We start from the raw sequence: 22,651 nt of genomic DNA, 5'->3' as shown, positions 1-22,651 counted from the left end.
TATAACGATTACAGAATTTAAGAAGCCACGTCCGGAACTGCACGAAATAGCTTATAAAATCTATAAAGGCCGGTACAACGGAAAGGAAGATTACAGTAAGTTGCCACCAGAGGCAGAAGGTGCTTCCGGTACGCTCACTGCTAACCTAAACTACAATTCGAACCAGTTTCTTGTTAGCTACAAAGGCATTTTAGATGTAAAAGAGGCAGGAGATTACAGTTTCAGTATAAACGTGCCTGGTGGCTCTGGCGCCCTTAAGGTAAACGATCAGCAGGTAATTCCGATGAGGGAGGGAAGAGGCAGGGGCAATACGACCTTACCGCAAGCAAAGGTACCCTTCGAAGTGCTTTATACAAAGTACATGGATTGGGCCACACCAGCCCTGGAAGTTAAAGTAGCCGGCCCTGGCCTGCGGGAGTTCCTGCTCAGCAACCCGGAGGCAAGTCTGGCAAACGTAACCGATCCTATTCTGGTGGCTGCCGAGGAAAAACCTGTGTTACGCAGTTTTATGGATATGCCTGGCAACCATCGTGTAACGCATGCCGTGTCGGTGGGGAGTCCTACACAGTTGCATTATACCTACGACCTGGACCATGGCTCCCTCGTTCAGCTCTGGCGTGGTGGTTTTATAGATGCAACGCCTATGTGGCACGACCGGGGCGATGGCTCGTCACGGCCGCTAGGCTCTGTTATGTATTTCGGCGGAAAACCAACTCTTAGTTTAGGCCGGCTAACCAACAGCCAGGCAGCCTGGGTAACCGATACCACCGGAAGTTCTTATCGCCCGAAAGGGTATAAACTCAGCGCTGATGATCAGCCTACTTTTTTGTACCAGGCCTATGGTGTGGCAGTGCAGGATGCTTTCAGGGTACTGGAGAAGGGGCAGGGCATCCGGCGCGAAATAGCGTTGCAACCTGCAACTGCCGGGTTGTTTCTGCGCGTAGCCGGAGCAGCTAAGATAGAAGACCTTGGCAAAGGCCTCTACCTGATAGATGACAAATCTTACTATATCAGGCTGGAGGACACGGGCGGAGCAAAGCCGATAGTACGCACCATAGCAGGCCAGCAGGAACTACTGCTTCCTGTTCAGCAAAAGGTAGTTTACTCTATATTATATTAAAGTTAGGCACGATGTCGATAAATAAGAACAAAATGTTGAAGCAACTGCTGCGCCAGGTTGTTTTTTCTGTGGTACTTACTGTTGGGTTTTGCTGGTCCGCAGCAGCGCAGGAGTCGCCAAAGGAGGAGGATTTTTATAAAATAATGAAAATCAGTTCGCCGGAAGGTACTTTGCTGGAAGTAGGAGGACTAACCGTTTTACCTAATGGCGACCTGGGGGTTTCTACCAGGAGAGGCGATATTTTTATTGTGGAAAACCCGACCAGCGCCCGTCCGCATTTCAGGAAGTTTGCGTCTGGTTTGCACGAGGTGCTGGGGCTGGCCTATAAAAATGGCTCGCTGTATTGCGCCCAACGCGGCGAACTTACAAAAATGACCGATACCGACCACGATGGTAAGGCAGATCTTTTCGAGACGGTGTTTGCCTGGCCTTTATCCGGAAACTACCACGAGTATAGCTTTGGGCCTAAACTAGCCCCAGACGGATCCTTTTTCGTGTCTACCAATTTAGGGTTCGGCGAGGCCTGGTGGCATGCTATCAGTATGGTGCCGTGGCGTGGCTGGCTGCTGCGCATAACCGATGATGGTGAAATGGAACCCTGGGCCACTGGCCTCCGGTCGCCTGCAGGCCTGGGTATGCTGGACGGCGAAGTTTTCTACTCCGAGAACCAGGGCGACTGGGTTGGCTCCGGAGGAATCTGGCATCTGAAGAAAGGTGTGTTTACAGCGCATCCGGCTGGCCTAAGGTGGAGCAGCCAGGCCAACTCTCCTATAAAAATGACAATCGAGCAGGTGCACGCCAAAGTAGACCCACGGCTAGATGTTGACGAAAATGGCAAATCGGCAAAGCCTGAGAACAGACAGAACGAAGACTTCAGGACCATGTTCGATTTGATGAAGGAGTTCCCGGAAATGCGCCTGCCTGCTGTCTGGTTGCCACATGGCATCATGGGCATATCAAACTCAGAGCTGCTTAAAATTCCGGAAGGCTATTTAGGGCCATTCGGTGGTCAGGTACTGATAGGCGACCAGGGCCAGAGTAAAATTATGCGGGTGATGCTGGAAAAAGTGAAAGGCGAATACCAGGGGGCTGTCATCGATTTCAGGAGTGGTTTCCAGTCGGGGGTGCTGCGCATGGAGTGGGCAAAAGATAAGTCGCTTTTTGTAGGCGAAACGAACCGTGGCTGGGGCTCTGCCGGCGAGGCAAACGAAGGGCTGCAGCGGCTTGTCTGGAACAACCGTGTGCCGTTTGAGATGCGCACCATCAAGGCGATGCCTGATGGGTTCGAAATCGAATTTACACTGCCTGTAGATAAGAAAACCGCTGAGGATTTGGCTTCTTATAGCGTTAAAAGCTTTATTTACAAATACCAGGCAGTTTACGGGAGCCCTCCGGTTAACGAGGAAAAATGTGCCATAAAAGGTGTAAAGGTTTCTGAAGATAGACTAAAGGTGCGGCTGGTAGTTGATAATTTACGGGAATCGTACATCCATACCATTACGTTGGCTGGTGTGCGGGCACACGAAAGTTACAATGAGCTCGTGCACCCAACGGCCTATTACACCCTAAACCATATACCCGATGGCCAGAAGCTGGCTTTACAGGAGGTAAGTACACGTAACTCTTCTAAAGTTGTGGCCAGTAAGCCTGCTGCTCCTGCCAAAGCCAGCAATGCCCTGGCACAAGCTAAGGCAAAACCAGTTGCGAACGCCAAAAAACCGGTGTTTGAAGATATTGAGCCCTTACTTGTAAAAAACACCTGTACCGCTTGTCATGCTCCTGCCAAAAAGCAGGTTGGACCTTCGTTTGCCGAAATTGCCAGGCGCAACTATACAAACAAGCAGATTGTGGAGCTTATTCATAATCCGAAGCCGGAGAATTGGCCCACTTATGCAACACCCATGCCGCCAATGCCACAAGTGGCTACCAGCGAAGCCCTTAAAATTGCCGAGTGGATAAACTCCTTAAAGTAACCGAGAAGGTTTCTGAGTTAAGGAGCTTCGCTAAATTAGAAATGTTGAAAAAGGTACTTCAATGGTCCGTTTAGAAGTATTTTCATCCGTTTTTCATTAGGAGTTGCAGATTTGTTCTGACAGCTTTACTAACTGATGTTACACAATTGCGGTTAAATGAGACTACCTTCCAAAAATTAAAACTATTTGTTGTTCAGGAGGCGCTTTTGCTATAGGTTGAGTTCAACCGGCTGGCAACGGCGTTACACTGTAAGGCCGTTGCCAGCCGGTTGCTTTAAACTCCAACTATGAAATAATATGGATTAACAGCCATAACAGCGAACAGAAAGGCCTTGTTCGTTCTGCAGCCACGGCATTACAGTGTAACGCCGCTACCAGGCTAACGCCGCTCCTACTGCGTAACATCAGTTACTAAGTGAGACGATATAAGATTAATAATTTGATGTTTGGAAAAATCAAATTATTAATTCCGATAAGTAATGACGCTGTTCTTATGCAAGTAATTTTGTTCTCCTACTTATCATGAGGAAATTAAACGAAAGATCCTTTTTAATTGCCCTTTATCAGACTTGGATTCAAGAGAAATATAAATATCTATGGAAGAAAAAAACGTATTTGTACGATATCTGAACTGGCCAGTGTTGGCTGTCGCGCTTTTTGCCTATACCACTGCACAAGCTCAGCAAGTGCCTGTTCCGCCTAAAATGGTACCCGAAATGACGGAGTTCTGGGAGCCTGAGCCACGCGTGGTTACGCCCGGAATGGGAATGGCACCGCCTTCCGATGCCCTTATACTTTTTGATGGAAAAAGTTTAAGCCAATGGAAAGCCAAAGGTGGAGGTGGAGACGCGGGCTGGCAGGTAAAAGATGGTAGTTTTACGGTGGGTAAAGGCGATATTACCACCAAACAAGAATTCGGAGATTTTCAGTTGCACATAGAGTGGAGCGCACCCGATAAAGTAGAAGGAACGAGCCAGGGCAGAGGCAACAGCGGTATTTTTCTGCAGGACCGTTACGAGGTGCAGGTGCTAGACTCTTATAACAACAGAACGTACTCCAACGGCCAGGCAGGTAGTATTTACAAGCAGCACCGCCCGCTGGTGAACGCCATGCGCAAACCCACCGAATGGAATATATACGACATTATTTACACCGCTCCACGGTTTAAAGATGATGGCACTCTTTTTACGCCGGCCCGTGTAACAGTTTTGCATAATGGTGTGCTGGTACAAAACAACGTAGAAATAAAAGGCCCAACTGAATATATAGGCTTGCCAGAATACAAGGCCCATGGCAAGGCACCTATTAGCTTGCAAGACCACGGAAACCCGGTTGCCTACCGCAACATCTGGATCAGGGAATTATAGAGGGAGCGGCGCCTCTAAGTTTAAAAGAGTTTTACAGCCTTATTTTTATTTTAAGGAAACAATATTTGTTATTGACGTACAGAGAAAGTGACACCACAAATACCCTTTGGCTGTTACAGGTAAACCCAAAATTACCTATGACCGATGTCATTGGGTGAGAAGTGATGGCGTTTTACCTTTAAGACTTTACTAACTAAACCTATATTGTTAAAAAACTATGGCAAGTAAAAATTTAATAGGAATCGATGCGGTGCAGGCACAGCAATTAGCTGATAAACTGAACTTGTTGTTATCGAATTACCAGTTGTTTTACATCAATACCAGGGGGTTTCACTGGAACATATCTGGTAACAAATTTTTTGAGCTGCATGCCAAATTCGAAGAACTCTACGACGATGCCATCCTGAAAATAGATGAGATTGCAGAACGAATTCTGACGCTGGAGCATAAGCCGTTCCATACCTTTACCACGTATCTGGCGCACGCTTCTATAAAAGAAGTATCGGATGTATCGGATGGTGATACAGCAGTGCGGGAAGTTTTAAATGGCTTTACCGTACTCCTGGAAATTGAGCGCGAATTGCTGGCCCTGTCTGGCGAGGCAAACGACGAAGGAACAAATGCCCTTATGAGCGACTACATCCGGGAGCAGGAGAAGCTGGTTTGGATGTACTCCGCTTACCTGGCGTAGGAGCGTTGCTTAATTCAAAATTAGAATTATGATGGCGCGAGCGTCTTCGCTCGTGACGACTTCTCCGCGGCCTCTGGCCGCTTTATAGTTCCTTTGCAGGGAGCATACAATTCCAGAAAAAAGTTTGGAAGAGCATTCTTATACATAAAACAGCGCGAGCCACCTTTAAGTGGCTCGCGCTGTTTTTATAGTGGCAGTTTCAGGGGCTGCATGAGCCTGGCCACTGGGTAAAGGTTATGCGTGTATTCATAGTGTGGCGAATTATGATAAACAAACTCTAACTGGGCGCGGGCATTTTTCGCAAATTCGGCATCCTGCTGCTTTTTAGTCTCCAGTTCCTGGCGCAGCTGCGGGTTTTGCTGCAGAATCTCCGCCGCCAGGTCTTCAAACACATACGACGAGAAGTACTCTTTCTGCATGAGCACGGCATCAAAATAATTCCAGTTAAAAAAAGAGTCGGTTGCCTGCGGCTCCAGCGTCTCGACCAGGTAGCGGTTTGTTTCCTGGTTCAGGTACACTACATAATCGCCTTTCATGAATTGGCGTGGCATGGAGCGCGTTTCCAGTTGCACGCCGGAGTGCAGGTAGTGGCCCTCGTAGGGGCGCTGACTCGTTTTATAGTCAGCAATATAATAATTGTCGACCGTAATGGTGGTGTCTTTTTGAAGCCGTTTCAGTTGCACCTGCTCTGTTTTTAGATGTTCTATTACCTGCTGCCAGGCCTGCGGAATGATATAGGCTACCGGTTTTTGCACCTTGGTAGTGGCGCTAAAAGTGTTGTAGTACGGAATGGTGGTGGCGTATGGTGCAGAACGATCGTAGTACAGACGCTGCTGGCCGGTAACCTCGCTTGGTTTGTATTTGGCGACATACCCTAAAAACGGAATTTTTTCAACGTTGCTGGTGTCGAGCTGCCACTGTAACGGGAATTCCTGCTGTACCAGTGCCGCCTGTTTAGCTTTGGCCCGGGCTGCAGCAATTTTATCGGAGTCGCGGTTTATGGTGCTGATCATGTGCTGCATGAGTTGGTAGGTTGCCTTTACGCGCTGCTCGAAGGGCTTGAGCATATGCGTTTCGGGCATAAACCCGATGGTGTGGTAGAGGGCAGCATAGCCGGTAGAGTAGCGCGGCGATTCCAGAAAGGCCACTGTTCCTGACTCTGGCGTGTCGCCTCTCAGGTCCATGTAAGGCACCATCGGGAAGTTGTCTTTTTTCATGCCCTGGTACAACGTTGGCAACATGGTTTGCTGCAGGTAGCTGGCCAGGTGTGGGTTCAGTTTGTTGTGCTGCGTCGGGATGAGCGTCATCACGTGCTGGTAATCGGCTCCGTTGGAGGTGTGGTTATCCATAAACACATCAGGGTCCCAGTCGCGGAAAATATGGTGGAACAGCACCGCATTCCGGGAGTCTGTTTTAATGAAGTCGCGGTTTAGGTCGTAGTTGCGGGCATTGCCCCGGAAACCATAGCTCTCGGGGCCGTTCTGGTTGGTGCGGGTGTGGCTGTTGCGGTTAAGTGCACCACCAATATTATAAACCGGTATTATGGCCAGTACCACCTTGTCGAGTTGCTGGCGCAGTTTTTTTTGCTGCAGGTAGTCGCGGGCCAGCAGCATGGTAGCATCTATGCCTTCGGGCTCGCCAGGGTGTATGCCGTTCTGGATTAGCAGCACCCGCTTGTTTTTCTTTTTCAGCGAAGCAATGTCAAAGTCTTTATCAGCAGAAACGATGACCAGGTGCAGCAGCCTGCCGGAGTCGGTGTAGCCATAAGGCACCATCTTGACCTCCTCGTATGCCTGGTCGAGCCGCCTGTACCAGTCAATTGCCTCCTGGTAGGTGGCGGTTTGGTTGCCATTCCCTTTTTCGAACGGCGTTTTTAGGTCGAGCGTATCGGGAGAGGAACTGAGTAATAAGTTGGAAAGTAGTAAGATAAGAAACATGGTAGATGTAGGTGAAGGTAGAGGTGGCACCAGGTTTTGGCTGTGGCTCCTTAGTTTAGGACAGGTAAGACCTTGAAGCAAATTATGCTAATGAAAACAGCCTTCCGAAGCTTTTTAGACTTAAAACGGCTCAGGCTTTTACATGTGGCAGGTGCTGGAGGTTTTGATGAAATTTTGAATGAGTGAATTATACTTCAATTTAAAAGAATCTGGCATCTAATATCTAGTGTCTAAAATCTACCTGAAATTTGCGGGAGGAGGCACGGCTTCGGGCGCTAAAAAACGCTTCGGTCTTTTCTGGTGGGAAGAATGGTTTCGTCGAGGCTGTATTTGCCGGGGCCGATAAAGTAAAGGGAAGAAAACAGGATGGCTGCTTCCAGGGCATGCGAGTAACCTCCAAAACCGTCGCCGGCAGCTATGTGACGTATGGTGGCTATAACCATTGTAATGGCTAACAAAATGCAAGTGGGGCGGTGCAGCAGACCCAGCATCAGAAAGGCGCCTCCAATGGTTTCGGCAGCACTGGCCATAAAACCCCAGAAGGTAGGTAAAAAACCGATGCCAATCAGTTCCATGTTCTTCCCGATCTGCTCCCACATGTCGGGGCCACCGGCCATTTTAGGCCAGCCGTGCAAAATAAACATAAACCCTATGCCAAGCCGGAGTAGTAATAAACCGGTATCAGTATGATTGTATTGCGCGCGTAGAAAACTCATGAAAGCAATAATAACTATAATAACTGTATATCACAAAAGGCTGATTAACGAATATCTTCTTAACGCTAAACCCAGCCTCCAGATTATCTGGTGCCCCTTACTAGAAGTACAAAGGTGCAGTTGCGAGGGTATCAGCACAATGGTAACGCCACCCAGAGCTATTGCTATTGTAGGTTCTGCTTCTGTAGTGCCTTCAACAGGAATAGTATAAAAGTAATATGCCCTCCACCTGTGCCACTGCCTCAAATAGGTCGGCTACTACAACTGCTGCAAGAACCCTTGGCGGTATTTCCTCTAAAAAGCTTCTGAAGGCCATTTTCATCTGAATAATTTGTTTTGAATAGGTTGACGACAAGCAGCTTTATAACTCTGTTTCTCTTTGCTGGCTGTTTTACTAATTGGCAAGCTTATCCGGAGATTTGAATTAAGAACTTTCGGTATGAGCAGGCAGCAAGGGCTGGTGAGTTGCGTTGTTGGTTGTGCGCCATTTGCTTTTTACTACAGCTGCCTTTGGTTTAAAAGTGTTATATTTAAATTAAACCTTGTTGAGCAGCAACAGGTTGTTGTATATTAGCGCTACTTTAAACAGCAGTGAGGCCACAAATTGAGAAGAAGTGGCAGCTACAGAAATGCAGAAATCCTGGCCAGGTTCACTTTACCTGCAATGCTTTTTTGTTGGCTACTCACACAAAATAAAAGAACAGAGATGTCTAAACCATTAATATTAGTATCTAACGACGATGGCATTACGGCTCCGGGCATACGGATGCTGGTAGAGGTTGCCCTTAAAATTGGGGAGGTTGTAGTGGTGGCGCCAGATAGTCCGCAGTCGGGAATGGGCCACGCCATTACTATTGGCAACACCCTGCGCCTCGATAAATCCATTGCCCTCCTTGACTTGAACGTGGAAGCCTACGAGTGCTCCGGTACCCCGGCCGACTGCGTTAAATTAGCCAAATTTTATGTGCTTAAAGACCGCCGGCCCGATCTGGTGGTAAGTGGCATTAACCATGGCTCCAACTCCAGCATTAGTGTGCTGTATTCGGGTACCATGTCGGCTGCCATAGAGGCCGCTATAGAAGGTTTTCCGGCTATTGGCTTTTCGTTGTGCGACTATGGGCACGATGCTGATTTTTCGCATGCGGCCGAGTCGGTGGAGCAGATTATTAGAGGAGCCCTTCAGCATAAAATTCCGGAGAACACTGCCCTGAACGTGAACATTCCGAAAAAAAGCGACGAAAAAATAAAAGGTATTAAAATATGCCGGCAGGCGCATGCTAAATGGCAGGAGGAGTTCGACGAAAGACTTGATCCGAATAACCGCCGCTACTTCTGGATGACAGGTAACTTTGTGAACTTTGATAAAGGAGAAGATACTGACGAGTGGGCGCTGGTGAACAACTACGTATCGGTGGTGCCATGCCAGTTCGATTTAACGGCACACCATGCCATAGCCCGATTAAATAACGAGTGGTCTTTTTAAACCAGATCCGGAGAGTAAATTTTGCAGGTAGAGCCTCAAGTAAAAAAAGGGCAGTAGTGCTTTTATGAACCTCCAGAAATAACAGAAAGCTGTTTGCCCAGCGGAACAAGTAGCAGCCACCGGGGTACTAGGAATTACCCTGATGGCTGTTGCCTATAACTTTCATTTTATTTTCCTAGTCCTGAACAAGCATGATCGGTTACAGGAATAACAGATGTTTCGCAGCTAACTTTGTTTTTTTGAAGCGAAGCCTGTAGCGTAAAAAACCGCTTTAAAGCATTAACCGGAAATTTTAAGGTTGCCTGTTTAAACTACTATCAAGTTTATGAAAATAGGATTTATATAGGTGAGCTACAAAGACGGTTTCTATAAGTAAATTATAGTTATAAATGGAAGAATTATTCTTTTAATTTACTTCCGAAATAAGGCTAAGCTCAAATTTTTATCTGAAAAACCAACCAGAGCTATTGAAATGCAGTATTCTTGCCGCATATTTGCATTACTTAATAGGACTGTAGCTGTAAACTCAAACTTGATAAATATATTTTTAATTTGTATTTAAATAATTGCTATTGATTAAACACTTTTACACCAATATTTTGTAATTGAACGAATAGTTGCCGCTTTATGGTTTTGCCTCTTGGCAGGCAGTGGTAGCAGGGCGAACTCTGGTAATTATATGCCGGAACTAGCCTTAGTAAATAATTTACATACGTTGCCAGTACATTATATTACCCTTTTGCGTATTGCTGTTGCACCCAAACCTACTAAACCAGTGCCATTGGCGGTAGTAGTTTTTTGCACTCGATTCAGGCCTGATCAGCCGGTCAGCACTTTTCAGTTTCCTGCTCCCTTCTTCCCTCGTTACACCTGCATCATCCTGCTTTATCAACTTCATTATTTTTAAGACTAACTAGAATGAGAAAAGTTTTACTGGTACATCTTGTTCTGATTCTGTGCCTGCTACAACAGGCAATTGCTCAGGACAGAACAGTTACAGGTACAGTTAAAGAAGCGGTAACAGGTAATGCTTTGCCTGGTGTAACCGTTCTTTTGAAAGGCACAGCCAACGGCACCAATACCAACCAAAACGGTCAGTATGCCTTAACAATTCCTGCTGGCCAGGCATCTGAAGAGCTGGCTCTTGTTGTCAGCCTGATCGGGATGGTGAGCCAGGAGATTGCAATAAATGGGCGGTCGACTATCGATGTAACCCTGGAAGCCGATACCAGGCAGCTATCGGAAGTGGTGGTAACCGGCTACAGCACCCAGAACAGACGCGAAGTAACAGGATCTGTCGCCACGGTGGCAGGCCGTGAAGTGGCTTTAACACCTATCGGCTCCTTTGAGCAGGCTTTGCAAGGCCGGGCACCAGGTATGCTCGTACAGGCCAACTCGGGCCAGCCGGGAGCAGCTGCCAGTGTGCTGATAAGAGGCAGAGGGTCTGTGTTTGGAGGTACCCAGCCACTTTTTATTGTAGATGGCATTGAGGTCTCCGCTACCGATTTCTCCACCCTTAACCCTGCCGATTTCGAGACTTATACCGTGCTGAAAGATGCCATTTCTACCTCGCAGTATGGTTCGAGAGGTGCGAATGGTGTGGTGGTTATCACTACCAGAAAAGGAGCTGCCGGACCAACACAACTTAACTACAGTGTGCAGTATGGGTTTTCGACTTTACCGGAAAACAGGCTCAGGCTGATGAACTCGAGTGAGAAACTGGCCTACGAACTGGCAAACGGTAATCCGTATAACTGGTCTGCAGCCGATGTTGAACGTCTATCAGCTATCGATACCGATTGGACAGAGGTTTTATTTAGAACAGCCGTTACCAAAAATCATAGCCTGAGTGCCTCCGGCGGAAACGACAAAACAACTTACCTGCTTTCGGGCTCCATCTTCGACCAGGAGGGTACTGTACGTAAAACCGGCCTGAACCGCTATACGGGTAGGGCTAATGTAGAAAGTAAGGCAGGTGGCTTTGTCTTCGGCCTGAACTCCACTTTCGGCTACTCTGAGTTCGCAAACACGTATGAGGCCACAACTTCTATTAACGTACCGCTCAATGCCATTCGCTGGACGAACTCTTACGAAACACCTTACGATGAAGATGGTAACTACACCCAGACCCGCGCCGGGCAGCCTAATGCTCTGGAACTAATAAACGAAAACACGGCTCTACGGCAGCAACTGAAAGGCCTCGGAAATGTGTATGTAGCTTACGATGTGCCAGCTTTGCCAGGACTTACACTCAGAACCAACTGGGGTGGTGACTATACCTCCAACGAGTCGGCTGTTTTTCTGGACCCTATGACAGGGCCTGGCAGAAGCGTGCCCGGCGGCAAAGGGCAACTTACCAGGGGCTATAACCGCTTCTTCAGGGTAACAGGTACCACCTCCGCCTCCTACACCCACCATTTCGGTGCCGACCATACCCTTAACGTTGCTTTGTTCAACGAGATAGTAAAAGGAAGTGGCCGGGGGTTCGGCTTTACGGGCTATGGCCTGGGAGGGCCTTTCGAAAATGAGGCAGGTATTACGCCAGGTACAGCTACCAATGGCTTTATACCTGCTGTAAATGGCGAAGGCACTAAACACGCCCTTCTTTCTTATTTCAGCATGCTGCATTACGGCTTCAGAAACAAGTATTACCTGAGCCTGACAGGCCGCAGAGACGGATCGTCGCGCTTCGGACTGAATAACCAGTGGGCCAACTATGGATCGGTAGGATTGAGCTGGATTGTGTCGGAAGAAGCCTTTATGGAGTCGATGACCAACGTGATTAATGAGCTGAAGTTTAAGATAAGCTATGGCTCTGCTGGTAACCAGGCCGGTATTGGCGATTTTCAGTCAAGAGAACTCTACAACCAGGCCGTTTATAATGGTGTAAACGGACTTCAGCAGGCGCAACTTGCAAATCCGGACCTGAAGTGGGAGCGAAGAAGCACCTTTAACACAGGTTTTGAACTAGCCACCCTGCAGGGTCGCTTACGCGCTACCGTAGAGTATTATTATGCCCGCACCACCGACCTCTTCCTGAACCGGCAGCTTTCGAGAACAACCGGCTACAGCTCGCTTGTTTCGAACATCGGCTCTTTAGAGAACAGCGGCCTGGAGTATGCGCTTGAAGGGGAACTGATTCGGTCGAATGACTTTACGTGGACTGCTAACCTGAACTTTACTTATAATCAGAACAAAATAAAGAAACTGGTAGGCAGTGGCGATAACGACATTGTGAACGGTGTCTACATAAATAGAGAGGGGGAGGCCTTAAACTCGTTTTACGTAGTGCGCTACGCAGGCGTTAACCCCGACAATGGCAATGCGCAGTACCTGAACCTGAACGACGAAATTACCGAAACGTATAGCCCGGCAGACCGCGTTCTGGTTGGCTCTGCCGAGGTTCCGTTCTTCGGAGGCTTTGGTACTGCCCTGAAGTACAAAGGCTTTGAAGTGAACACACATTTTAGTTTTGTGCAGGGAAACAAAATATACAACGAAGACCGGACCAACGTAGAGAATCCTGCTTTTGTAGGAGATAACCTGGCGGCAGTGCTGCTAAACGAGTGGCGTGAACCGGGCCAGATAACCAGCATACCACGCTCTAGCCAGGCCCTGCGCTCCAGTACCACCCGCTTTATTGAAAACGGTGATTTCCTGAGATGGCGAAACCTGATGGTATCGTACACGCTGCCTCAGAACCTGCTGCAAGCTGCCCGTATTAGAACTGTTACTGTTTTTGCGCAAGGCCAGAACCTGGCCACCTGGACTAAATTCCTTGGTTTCGACCCTGAAATTTCGACTCCTGAATTAACCGGGGCAAGATCGCGGGTGCCGGGGCAGCTGGCAGGAGCGCAGTATCCTGCTCTTCGCACCATTATGTTTGGCTTATCGGTTGGTCTGTAAATTAGAATTAAGATGAAATTACATACAGTAGCAGTGGGTTTGAGTTTAGGTTGTGTACTTGCCTTTTCAGCCTGTAAAGATATAATTGAGATTGAGCCGGATTTACAAAGGGCCGGCTCGCCACAAGGCTTTTCTTCTTTAGATGAGCATGAGTTCGCATTAACGGGAGCATACGCGCTATTCAGGGCGCCAGCCTATTATGGCAATGGCAGCCACACCACCGGTTCGTGGGCCTCGCTGCCCGATATGATGGCCGATGACCTGGTGCAGACTACGGAGGACTTTGGTAACTGGGGCACCCAGGCCAACTGGACCTATGCCACCGATGAAGCCGATATCGAAATGGCCTGGGTAGCAGCTTATTCCGTTATCGGGCAGGCCAACCTGACCTTACGGAACATCGACCAGTTTGCTGCCACAGATGCGAAGCGGGTTAACCGGATACAAGGCCAGGCGCTTGCAATCAGGGCCATGGCGCACTTCGACCTGCTCCGGTTCTGGGGCGAAAGCTTAGACCGTAATTCAGCGGCTAAAGGCGTGCCCTATAAAACAACGGTAGCAGTTGAAGACCTGCCAGCGCGCCTGACTGTAAAAGAAACCTACGACAACATTTTAAAAGATTTAGAAGCCGCAGAAGCGCTTCTCAGCGATGTAGACAAGGTTCTTAACACGCCAACAAACAGGGCTTACCTCGACCAGGTGGCCACGCAAGCTTTGCTGGCGCGTGTAAACCTGTATACGAAAGAGTACGAAGCTGCCGAACGTTATGCTACTTCCGTTATTACGGCCTTACCTTTAGCAGATCAGGCTGCGTTTCCGGGCATCTGGAAAGATACCTACCCGGCCAATTCAGAAGTAATCTGGAAAGTGACGTATAGCCCGGGAGAGGGGAATGTGGGTCTTGGTATCCATATTGGTAGTGTTAACCGAAACCTGTTCAGGCCGGCAACGCACTTGGAGGGGCTGTTTAACCAGGCAAACGATGTTAGGTTTGCTGCCTACTTCGGGAGCAGAGCCACAGGTAATAATACGCCCATTTACGCAGGTAATAGTACACCAGCCTCTGGCGGACCCATAGCCCGTAGAATTGTAACCAAGTTTATTGGCCGCGCAAACGTAGTCGATAACCTCCTGGACTGGAAGGTGCTCAGAACAGGCGAAATGTACCTGATTCGTGCTGAAGCCAGAGCTACACAAGGAGGTACTAAACTGGTAACCGCACTCGCTGATTTGAATGCTTTACGAGCTGCCCGCATCAGAAATTATGAGCCAGTTGTTATAGTTGGAGAACAAGCATTGTTAAATGCCATTGCTCTGGAACGCCGCAAAGAACTCTTCGCTGAAGGCCACCGCTGGTTCGATTTAAAGCGCACAAGCCGCACCATTACCCGAACCGATAAGGAAGTACTCTCTGCCAACACTTCCCTTGCTCCAGCCGCCCGCGAGTGGGCCTGGCCAATTCCGCAAGGCGAAATAGATGCCAACCACAACATCGAACAGACAACAGGCTACAACTAACACCCTTGGCCTTCCAATGACCTTAAAGCCTTTGGAAGGCCATTTTCATTAGAATAATTGGTTGTTTGTTGTTGAATTGTTAAATTGTTGATTTGAGAATTGGGAGGTATAAAACAGTCCTTACTTCTTCTCAACTTTTCACTCTTAACTCCCAACAATTCTTGTATTCAGAAAAAGCCGACGGAAAGGCATTTTCATTTGAATAATTGGCTAATAATAGGGAAGGAATGAGGAGTAAAGAAACTTATAACAATTAATTACAGACTATTTATTGCCTGCTATCAACAAAAAAGAGGCTGCCCTAATAGGGCAGCCTCTTTTTTGTTCGGTATCTAAACCTGTATTACAGGTTTGGGTTAGCATTTTTCTCTCTAAGCGGAATAGGAAGCACCAGGTTCGGAGAGTCGTAAGGGAGTTGGCCTACAGACTGCTGCAGACGCTTGGCATCGTGCAGGGCAAAGCCTTCAAAAGCAAGTTCTCTTTTTCTTTCCTGTAGAATCTGCTCCAGCGTTACATTGTTCAGCTGGCTCGCCTTAGCTCTGCTTCGAACAGCATTAATATCGGCAAGAGGAGTAGTGCCAACAGTGGTACCATTCCGGAAGTTAACTTCGGCCCTGATCAGGTGCATCTCCGGAAGTCTTACAACTGCAATGTTAGCATAATGATCTCTGAATTTGCCGTTTCTCAGAATACCACGACCATCTGCATAAAAAGCATCACGACGCTCGTCAGCTGCTTCATAATTGTTCAGGAAGGCAGCATTAATGGTTACATCACCACGGCCTACGCCATTGTCGTTCGCATAAAAAGTTGTTAAACCATCGTTAGCAGTACCGGCGTTGCTTTGGTTGTTCTGCTGAATCGCAAAAATGTACTCCGGCACGTTTGCGCTGTTGTTAAAGGCATCTATGTAGGTAGGAGTCAACGTAAAACGCTCCGATGCTATAACACGATCAGCTTCAGTGGCTGCACTTGCCCAGTTGGCAGTACCACCCTGCTGCAGATAAACTCTTGCTAAAAACGCGCTGGCCGTATAAGTAGTGGCCCTGGTACCGTTAGCCTCAGGCAACAAGCTTTTAGCCTGGTTAAGGTCTTCGAACACCTGCTCATAAACAGCTGCCACAGATGCTCTGCTCACCAGGCTGGCTTCTGTAATGCTTGTTGTAGGCGTTAACACCAACGGTACAGCCGGGTTGTTGGCTGGGTTGCCAGCCTGCCACGGAAGACCGTAAAAACGAACCAGCTCAAAGTATAGAATTCCTCTGATGAATAGTGCTTCACCTAAGATTCTGTTTCTGTCGGCCTCAACTTGCACAACATCTACGTTTTCGATGATGTTGTTCACCATGTTGATGGCTTGGTATGCTCTCACCCAGGTTCTTTCTGCCTCTGTGTTGGTGTCGTCAGCGTTCTTACCGAAAAGCTGACGGTAGCCTAAGAATGTACCTGTCCAGGTTAAGTCGCCGGAAGCTGCCAGTAACTCGCTTGCCAGGTTAATGTTAGTGCCGTACAACTGGCCACCCTGCATCCGCTCATACGCTCCGATCAGGGCTGTTTGTACACCTTGTGGAGTCGATAAGGCTACATCGGCCCCGATGGATTGCTGTGGCAGAATTTCAAGTTGTTTGTCGCAGGCGGAAAAGGCAATTAAGCTGCCCAACGCCAGGACACTTACTTTTTTACTTATATTAAATATATCTTTCATATTGCTCTTCTTTAAAGAAATTAGAAACCAAAGTTTACACCAACAGCAAACGTCTTGGCTTGCGGAATGGTGTAAAAGTCTGTACCTGCACCTACGTTAGCTCTTTGTGAAGTAACGCTTGTACCTTGTGTGTTAACCTCGGGGTCCCAGCCTGGGTAATTGGTAATGGTGAAGAAGTTCTGGGCTGTAACGTAAACACGTACACTGGTTAAATAAGCTTTAGAAACTACGTTCTGAGGAATAGTATACCCTAACGTCAGGTTTTTGCCTCTCAGGTAAGAACCATCGTACAACCATCTGGAGGAAGTGCCGGTGCCGTTACCGTCGTAGAATCTGGCTTCCGGAACACTGGTAATGTCGCCTGGTTGTCTCCATCTGTTTAACTGGTCAGCAGTCTGGTTATCCAGGTAGTCCATGTTGGCAGACTGGAAACGCCCTGCATTGTTGTAGATGTCGTTGCCGTAAACAAACTGCAACAGCACGCTCAGGTCGAAACCTTTGTAAGAGAATTCGTTAACGAAACCACCAGTAAATTTAGGGTTCGGGTTACCTACTACCTGCTGCTGCGCTGCTCCAAAATTAGTTGTAGTTTCGTCGCTATCGGCATTCAGGTAATAAAGGGCATCGCCGGTAGCAGGATCAACACCAGCATACTTTCTGGTAAAGAACACACCAATAGGCTGGCCTTCTACGGCACGGTTAATAGCACCAGATGTAATTACCTGGCCCTGCAGGTCAGTAATTTCGTTGCGGTTTCTGGAGTAGTTAATAGAAGATGACCAGGTAAGAGCACCAGTCAGGTTTTGGGTTGTTAAGCTAAACTCCCAGCCTCTGTTCTCTAATTTACCAACATTTTGGGTAATAGTGGTAAAGCCGGTTGTGGCTGGCACCTGCACGTTCAGTAAAAGGTCGGTGGTGTGTTTGGTGTAATAATCTACCGTACCAGAAATACGGTTGTTAAATAAACCGAAGCTGATACCGGCATCAAACTGGCGGGTTGTTTCCCATTTCAGATTAGGGTTAGCCACCGAAATAGGGTAAATGCCCGATACGCCCGCATACGATAAACCGCTATATAAGCCTTGCGAATCGAAGTTGCCGATTTCCTGGTTACCAGTTAAGCCAATGCTTGATTTAACTTTTAAGAAGTTCAGGAAGTTAACGTTCTCCAGGAAGGCTTCATCCGAAAGAATCCAGCCTAAACCCAATGCCGGGAACACGCCATATTTATTGTCGGTACCGAACCTGGAAGAACCGTCAACACGTGCACTTAGCGATACCAGGTATCTGTTGTACAGCTTGTAGTTGGCTCTGGCGAAATAAGATACCAACGAGTAACCTGTTCCTGTAGAGGAACCGAAAGATATTTCGGAGGCACTGGCAATTTTCTTAAAGTCGTCGTTCGGGAAACCTTCGCCTTGAACCGAGCTGGTGTTGGTAGTGGCATTCTGGTAGCTCATACCCAACGTAGCATCCAGGTTATGGATTTCGTTGAAGGTCTTGCTGTAGTTAAAGTAATTGTTAGTAGTATAGTTTACTACGTTTACGCTGCGGTAAGTACCAAAACCACCTCTCGAAGAGCCTGTTTGTGTCTGGTTTCCCTGGTAGGCTTCCTCAAATTGGTTCAGCAGGTCAAGGCCAAATTCACTTCTGAAAGTAAAAGTAGGCGTAAAGTTCAGCTGGCCATATACTTTGCTCAGGTTACGGTATACTGTAGCATTGTCGAAGGCATCGCGGGCTTCAATAAGGCCATTGTAGTAAATGGTATTGGTGTTAAGCTCACCTGTTTCGGGGTCTAAAACCGGCTGAACAGGAGTTAGGGCTACAATTTGAAGCGGGCTGGCAAAAGCGTTGTCATTGGCCACACGTCTGTTCTCGGAGCGGGCAAGGCTGAAGTTGGCACCCACACTTAACAGGCTGTTTGCCTTGTGGTCGAGGTTAACACGGGCGCTGTATCTGTTAAAGTTGTTCCCGATCAAGATACCATCCTGGTCGCTGAAAGAGCCACCTACATAAAAGGTCGTTTTGTCGGTACCGCCGCTGGCAGAGAAGTTTGCCTCCTGGTACCCACCTTTTCTGAATACTTGATCCTGCCAGTCAGAATCGGCCGGATTCCTCCATTCAGGAAGCCAGTCATCCAGTGCATCTTCCACATCAGCGTAATCACCGTCTTCAATCCATGCAGCTATAGAGCCTGATCTTTCAAAAGACTCGCGGAGTAGATCTACATACTGCTGGCCATTCAGGAACTTCACTTTGTTAGTAGCCTGGCTTACACCAGTAGCGTAGCTCAGGTTAAACCTTGTTCTGCCGGTACGACCGCTCTTGGTTGTAATCAGAACAACGCCGTTAGATCCCCTGGAACCATAAATGGCAGCCGAAGAGGCATCTTTCAGAATGTCGATCGATTCGATGTCGTTCGGGTCAATGTCGGCAAGTGGGTTAGTTGGTTCGTTTGTGCTGATACCCTGGTTATCGGTCGTAATTGGAATACCGTCTACCACATAGAGTGGCTGGTTGTTAGCCGTTACAGAAGCCGAGCCTCTTACTCGTACTCTGATGCCCTGGCCAACTTTACCGCTACCAGATTCTATGTGTACACCGGCTACACGACCCTGAATAGCAGACTCAAGGCTCACTACCGGAATGTTCTCTAGTTCTTTACCGCCAACGCTGGCAATAGAGCCCGTTACATCTCTACGTTCCTGGGTACCATAACCAGTTACCACCACTTCTGATAACTGGTTCGCATCGGTTCTTAACTGTACATTAATTGTAGAGCGGCCATTTACAGGAACTTCCTGTGCTGCCATACCTAACGACCTGAAAACTAGTGTTGCGTTTGTACCGGCATTAATAGTGTAGTCACCATCAATATCAGTAGAAACACCGATTGTAGTGCCTTGTACCAGAACAGTAACGCCTGGTATTGGGCTTCCGTCAGTAGCTGATGTTACTTTTCCTGAAACAGACTGCGCCTGAGCCGCAAGACTGCCTAAGAAAAAGAAAACCCCAACTAAACTTAGTAGTAGTTTTTGCTTCATCTTTAAATGATTAGATAGGTTATAATGAATAGGAAATTAATAAAAATCCGGTGTTAACCGATGGGTAATTTACAAGTATAATAAATTATTATTAAGTTTTCAGAGCCTACTATTATATTGTAACTGAAAATAATTTGATTTGTATGTTGCTGTTTTGCAAGCGTTTGTTAGTTTTCTGGCAGATCTAAATACAAAAAAACATATAAGATACTCTTACTAATCTGGTGGTATTGTAAGTAATTAGTTATAACACAGAATAAACAGAATCATATAGCTAAAAATTAATTCTTTAGAATGTGAAAATAATATTCTCTTAGAAATATGTTCTGAAGGTGTAGACCAGGCCGCTCATAAATCTGTACCAGGTATTAAAAAAATGCTGACAGTAGGTGAGCAGTTATAAATCAGGCACGGACTGAAATCAATTTCTTCTGTTCAGAATCGTATTACCAGTTGCATTCTCAGCTGGCCCTGCCACTTCTGCACTGGGTCAGTGAAATTGCTTTGTTTGACAGGTACAACTCACTGTTCGCTGAAGCAGTGCCTATTCCTGTGTCTGTTCTTATGAGACTTTCCACTGGTACAAGGTTTTGTTAGTCTCCCTCCGGTTCAACTAAATTAAAGCACTGGAGAGAGCACCTGGCCAAAGTCAATTATTCAAATAAAAAAGGCCTCCCAAAGGCAAAATCAGATTTTTTACTCAAGGGTCGCTATCCTGCATTAGCCCTTCTGGTACATTACCGCTCCATAATATTAACAGCCAGAAAGCCGCTTCCTCCTTTTTCCTGTAGCCTCCAGCCCATGCGGCGCAATTCGCGCATAATAAAGTTGTTTAAGAGCCCATGCGCCACTACTATGGCTGCCTTGTTTTCTTCAGCCTCCTGGGCTAAAACAGTCGCACACTGTTTCGCTCTTTTCCGGGCCTGTTTAAATGTTTCGATGCCACGGCTGTTGAAGCCCATAAACCACAGCACACGGGCCACAGCAAGCCAGAAAGTTACCGGTAACCGGAGCCAGGGCAAAGCAAATACTTTTCTCTCGAACTCCCTGAACTCGGGCATCACAACAAGTGCGGCTTCGTCGCCGAAAATAGCTTTGGCCGTGAGCTGGGAGCGTATAAGGGTGCTGCAGAAAATTTTTTTGTAGGCACCGGCTGGCAGGGCATGGTGCTCAAATACAAATTCTTCTACATGGGCCGCGTCATAATCAGAAATAAATTGGCTGGCCGCCCTGAAATTGTATAAGCCCCGCTTTTCCACCATCGGCCTGGCATGCCTGATTAATACGATCTGCTGTGTAGATGGGCTGGTTTTCAAACTGATGTTTTTTCTTGAGCTATATAGACTGCGACTTCACTTATGGGAGTCAGAAATTGCATTGCCTTGTAAAACAAGGCACACGTAGCACGATTCACGATAAAGGTGTAACAAATTCCGATAAGGTGTGTCGCAGTCTATACGACCTGCGGGTGATATAAAGTTTTAATTCAATTTTACTTAGAACCTCAACCGGGTTACTACCTGGTACAATCCAGCCTTACAAACTTAGGGTTTGGTGGTTTTTGTGTGTAAGGAATGATTAAAAAAGGCAAGCTTTATAACCAGGAAGCCAATAGGTACCCATTCTGGGTAGGAGAGTAGCTGCAGGCACGCTTGGCTTGTACCTGCCTCTGTTGGTATAGCAGCCGCTCAATTATTTAAATGAAATGGCTCTTCAAAAAGATTTGATGCTATATAAAACCTAAGGGTAGCGCCCTATAGCTATAAGTACCCTTGGCACTATTCTTTAGAAAAACCTTTGGAAGGCTGATTTCATTAGAATAATTCTTGTTTTTAATTGAGTCCTTCTGAGCTTGTACTTAATCTTTTCGGAATTATAAAACGCTTCTCTACACCAGCAGATTTCAGCAGCAAGTGCTTGTGTCGCAGGTTTTTATAACGGTAAATACGGCAACCTTAGCTATAGTAAACCAATTAAGGGAGCAAATCAGCAAAAACAGTGGCTTTTCGGATTGGCCACTCCTGGCGTAGCATGCTATAATAAACGGTGTCGCGCCTGTGTCCATCGTGCATCAGGGTATGGCTCCGGAGAACACCTTCTTCTGTGGTTCCCAGTTTGAGCATAGCCTTCCGCGATCGGGTGTTACGTACATCTGTTTTCAGTTCCACCCGCTCATACTGTAGTTCCTCGAAAGCGTAAGAGAGCAGCAGAAACTTACAGTGCCTGTTCAGGCCGGTACCCCAAAAGTCGGAGCCTAGCCAGGTCCAGCCAATTTCAAGGCGCTTGTCGCGGTCCGAAATATTACCGAAAGCTGTGCTGCCTGCCAATTGGCCGCTAACCTTATCCACAATGGCAAACATGTAGCGCTGCTGTTTCTCCCTTGCCAGTAGGGCCTCCTGCAGCCATTGTTCTACCTCGTTAGGTGTGCTTATGCGGGTTACGGTGTAGCGCCAGATGCTGGCATCCAGAGCCACCTTTGCTAATTCGGTCATATCCGAAAGCTGCAGAGGGCGAAGCAAGGCATGTTCATTTTGAAGTGTTATAGCAGTCGTAAAGTCCATGAGGTTGGTTTTTATAGAGACCCGAATTTAGCAACTGGTGTTTAATCAAAAAAGAAAACCTGGCTGCAGTTGCAGTCTTACCTAAGTTAAGGCTGCAATGTTATAGGTCACTAAGAGGCATGAGTCCTAATAGATCCAAACTGGCTCGATACAATGTTTGAACTAGGCCTAATGTAGCACATCGACGCGGTAGGAATACCTGGTTTCCCTGATCTGTTCGACCAGTTATGGGATGGCTGGAACGATAACATTGCAGCCGTGCGGGAAGTTATGAACCGCTATAACTCTACTGCAAAACTCTGGATTACAGAAGCAGGCTTCTCTACCTGGCAGCACGACGAGTACAAGCAACTGCAGGAGTTTAAGAAAGAACTGTAAACCGATGTGGACTGTGTGTACTGGTGCAGCATGCGTGACCTGAACCTGAGTAACAGTAGGAGGTTTTCATGTAGATGAGCGTGAGTATTACTTTGGCCTAAAACGGACAGACGGCACCAAACTGGCCAAGGGCCTACTGGGCCAAGAGAAGCGGGTGCTGGTATTCGATAACCTGTCGCGCGAGGGCGTAGAGCTTAACCTGTAGTGGCTGCACAACACCTACGGCGATAAACTGGATGTATACGTAGGCGA

General features: G+C 47.4%; 12 protein-coding genes and 1 pseudogene. 7 read left to right on the top strand and 6 right to left on the bottom strand.

Annotated elements, in window-relative coordinates; all coding sequences use genetic code 11:
- The 4 genes and pseudogenes from FVR03_RS24400 to FVR03_RS12160 all read left to right on the top strand — a co-directional run.
- Positions 1-1,120: pseudogene (locus FVR03_RS24400) on the top strand (hypothetical protein); the annotation flags it as partial.
- 32 nt (positions 1,121-1,152) lie between these two features.
- Entirely contained in the window at positions 1,153-3,093 is a 1,941-nt protein-coding gene (locus FVR03_RS12170) for a c-type cytochrome (protein WP_147922029.1), read from the top strand.
- 596 nt (positions 3,094-3,689) lie between these two features.
- The gene (locus tag FVR03_RS12165; protein WP_147922023.1) at positions 3,690-4,460 is read left to right on the top strand and encodes a 3-keto-disaccharide hydrolase; all 771 of its coding nucleotides are present in this window, start codon (positions 3,690-3,692) and stop codon (positions 4,458-4,460) included.
- Between the two features lie 217 nt (positions 4,461-4,677).
- The gene (locus FVR03_RS12160) at positions 4,678-5,151 is read left to right on the top strand and encodes a Dps family protein (RefSeq protein WP_147922022.1); all 474 of its coding nucleotides are present in this window, start codon (positions 4,678-4,680) and stop codon (positions 5,149-5,151) included.
- Between the two features lie 185 nt (positions 5,152-5,336).
- Here FVR03_RS12160 and FVR03_RS12155 read toward each other — a convergent pair whose 3' ends face one another.
- Both FVR03_RS12155 and FVR03_RS12150 read right to left on the bottom strand, forming a co-directional pair.
- A complete protein-coding gene (locus tag FVR03_RS12155; protein ID WP_147922021.1) occupies positions 5,337-7,088 on the bottom strand; it encodes a M14 family metallopeptidase in 1,752 nt (583 codons plus the stop codon).
- 275 nt (positions 7,089-7,363) lie between these two features.
- On the bottom strand, positions 7,364-7,804 hold the full coding sequence (locus tag FVR03_RS12150) for a DoxX family protein (protein ID WP_147922020.1): 441 nt from the start codon (positions 7,802-7,804) through the stop codon (positions 7,364-7,366).
- A gap of 706 nt (positions 7,805-8,510) precedes the next feature.
- Here FVR03_RS12150 and surE point away from each other — a divergent pair.
- From surE to FVR03_RS12135, 3 genes are all read left to right on the top strand, one after another.
- Entirely contained in the window at positions 8,511-9,287 is a 777-nt protein-coding gene (gene surE / locus FVR03_RS12145; RefSeq protein WP_147922019.1) for a 5'/3'-nucleotidase SurE, read from the top strand.
- 918 nt (positions 9,288-10,205) lie between these two features.
- Positions 10,206-13,193, top strand: a complete 2,988-nt coding sequence (locus FVR03_RS12140) for a SusC/RagA family TonB-linked outer membrane protein (RefSeq protein ID WP_147922018.1) — start codon at positions 10,206-10,208, stop codon at positions 13,191-13,193.
- A gap of 12 nt (positions 13,194-13,205) precedes the next feature.
- Entirely contained in the window at positions 13,206-14,711 is a 1,506-nt protein-coding gene (locus tag FVR03_RS12135) for a RagB/SusD family nutrient uptake outer membrane protein (RefSeq protein WP_147922017.1), read from the top strand.
- Between the two features lie 343 nt (positions 14,712-15,054).
- Here the strand turns inward: FVR03_RS12135 and FVR03_RS12130 are convergent, their stop codons facing one another.
- From FVR03_RS12130 to FVR03_RS12115, 4 genes are all read right to left on the bottom strand, one after another.
- Entirely contained in the window at positions 15,055-16,416 is a 1,362-nt protein-coding gene (locus tag FVR03_RS12130; RefSeq protein WP_147922016.1) for a RagB/SusD family nutrient uptake outer membrane protein, read from the bottom strand.
- 20 nt (positions 16,417-16,436) lie between these two features.
- Positions 16,437-19,460 (bottom strand): SusC/RagA family TonB-linked outer membrane protein, encoded by a 3,024-nt coding sequence (locus FVR03_RS12125; RefSeq protein WP_147922015.1) that lies wholly within the window; start codon positions 19,458-19,460, stop codon positions 16,437-16,439.
- Between the two features lie 737 nt (positions 19,461-20,197).
- Positions 20,198-20,776 (bottom strand): histidine phosphatase family protein, encoded by a 579-nt coding sequence (locus tag FVR03_RS12120; protein ID WP_255474194.1) that lies wholly within the window; start codon positions 20,774-20,776, stop codon positions 20,198-20,200.
- 657 nt (positions 20,777-21,433) lie between these two features.
- Positions 21,434-22,021 carry a GNAT family N-acetyltransferase gene (locus FVR03_RS12115; protein WP_147922014.1) on the bottom strand — a complete coding sequence of 196 codons (588 nt, stop codon included), beginning with the start codon at positions 22,019-22,021 and terminating at the stop codon, positions 21,434-21,436.
- Between the last annotated feature and the right edge of the window lie 630 nt (positions 22,022-22,651).

This window comes from Pontibacter qinzhouensis (assembly GCF_008017455.1).
In the GTDB taxonomy this organism is placed as follows: domain Bacteria; phylum Bacteroidota; class Bacteroidia; order Cytophagales; family Hymenobacteraceae; genus Pontibacter; species Pontibacter qinzhouensis.
Note: the sequence above shows the minus strand (reverse complement) of the source record. Positions and strands in the feature narration are given on the sequence as shown.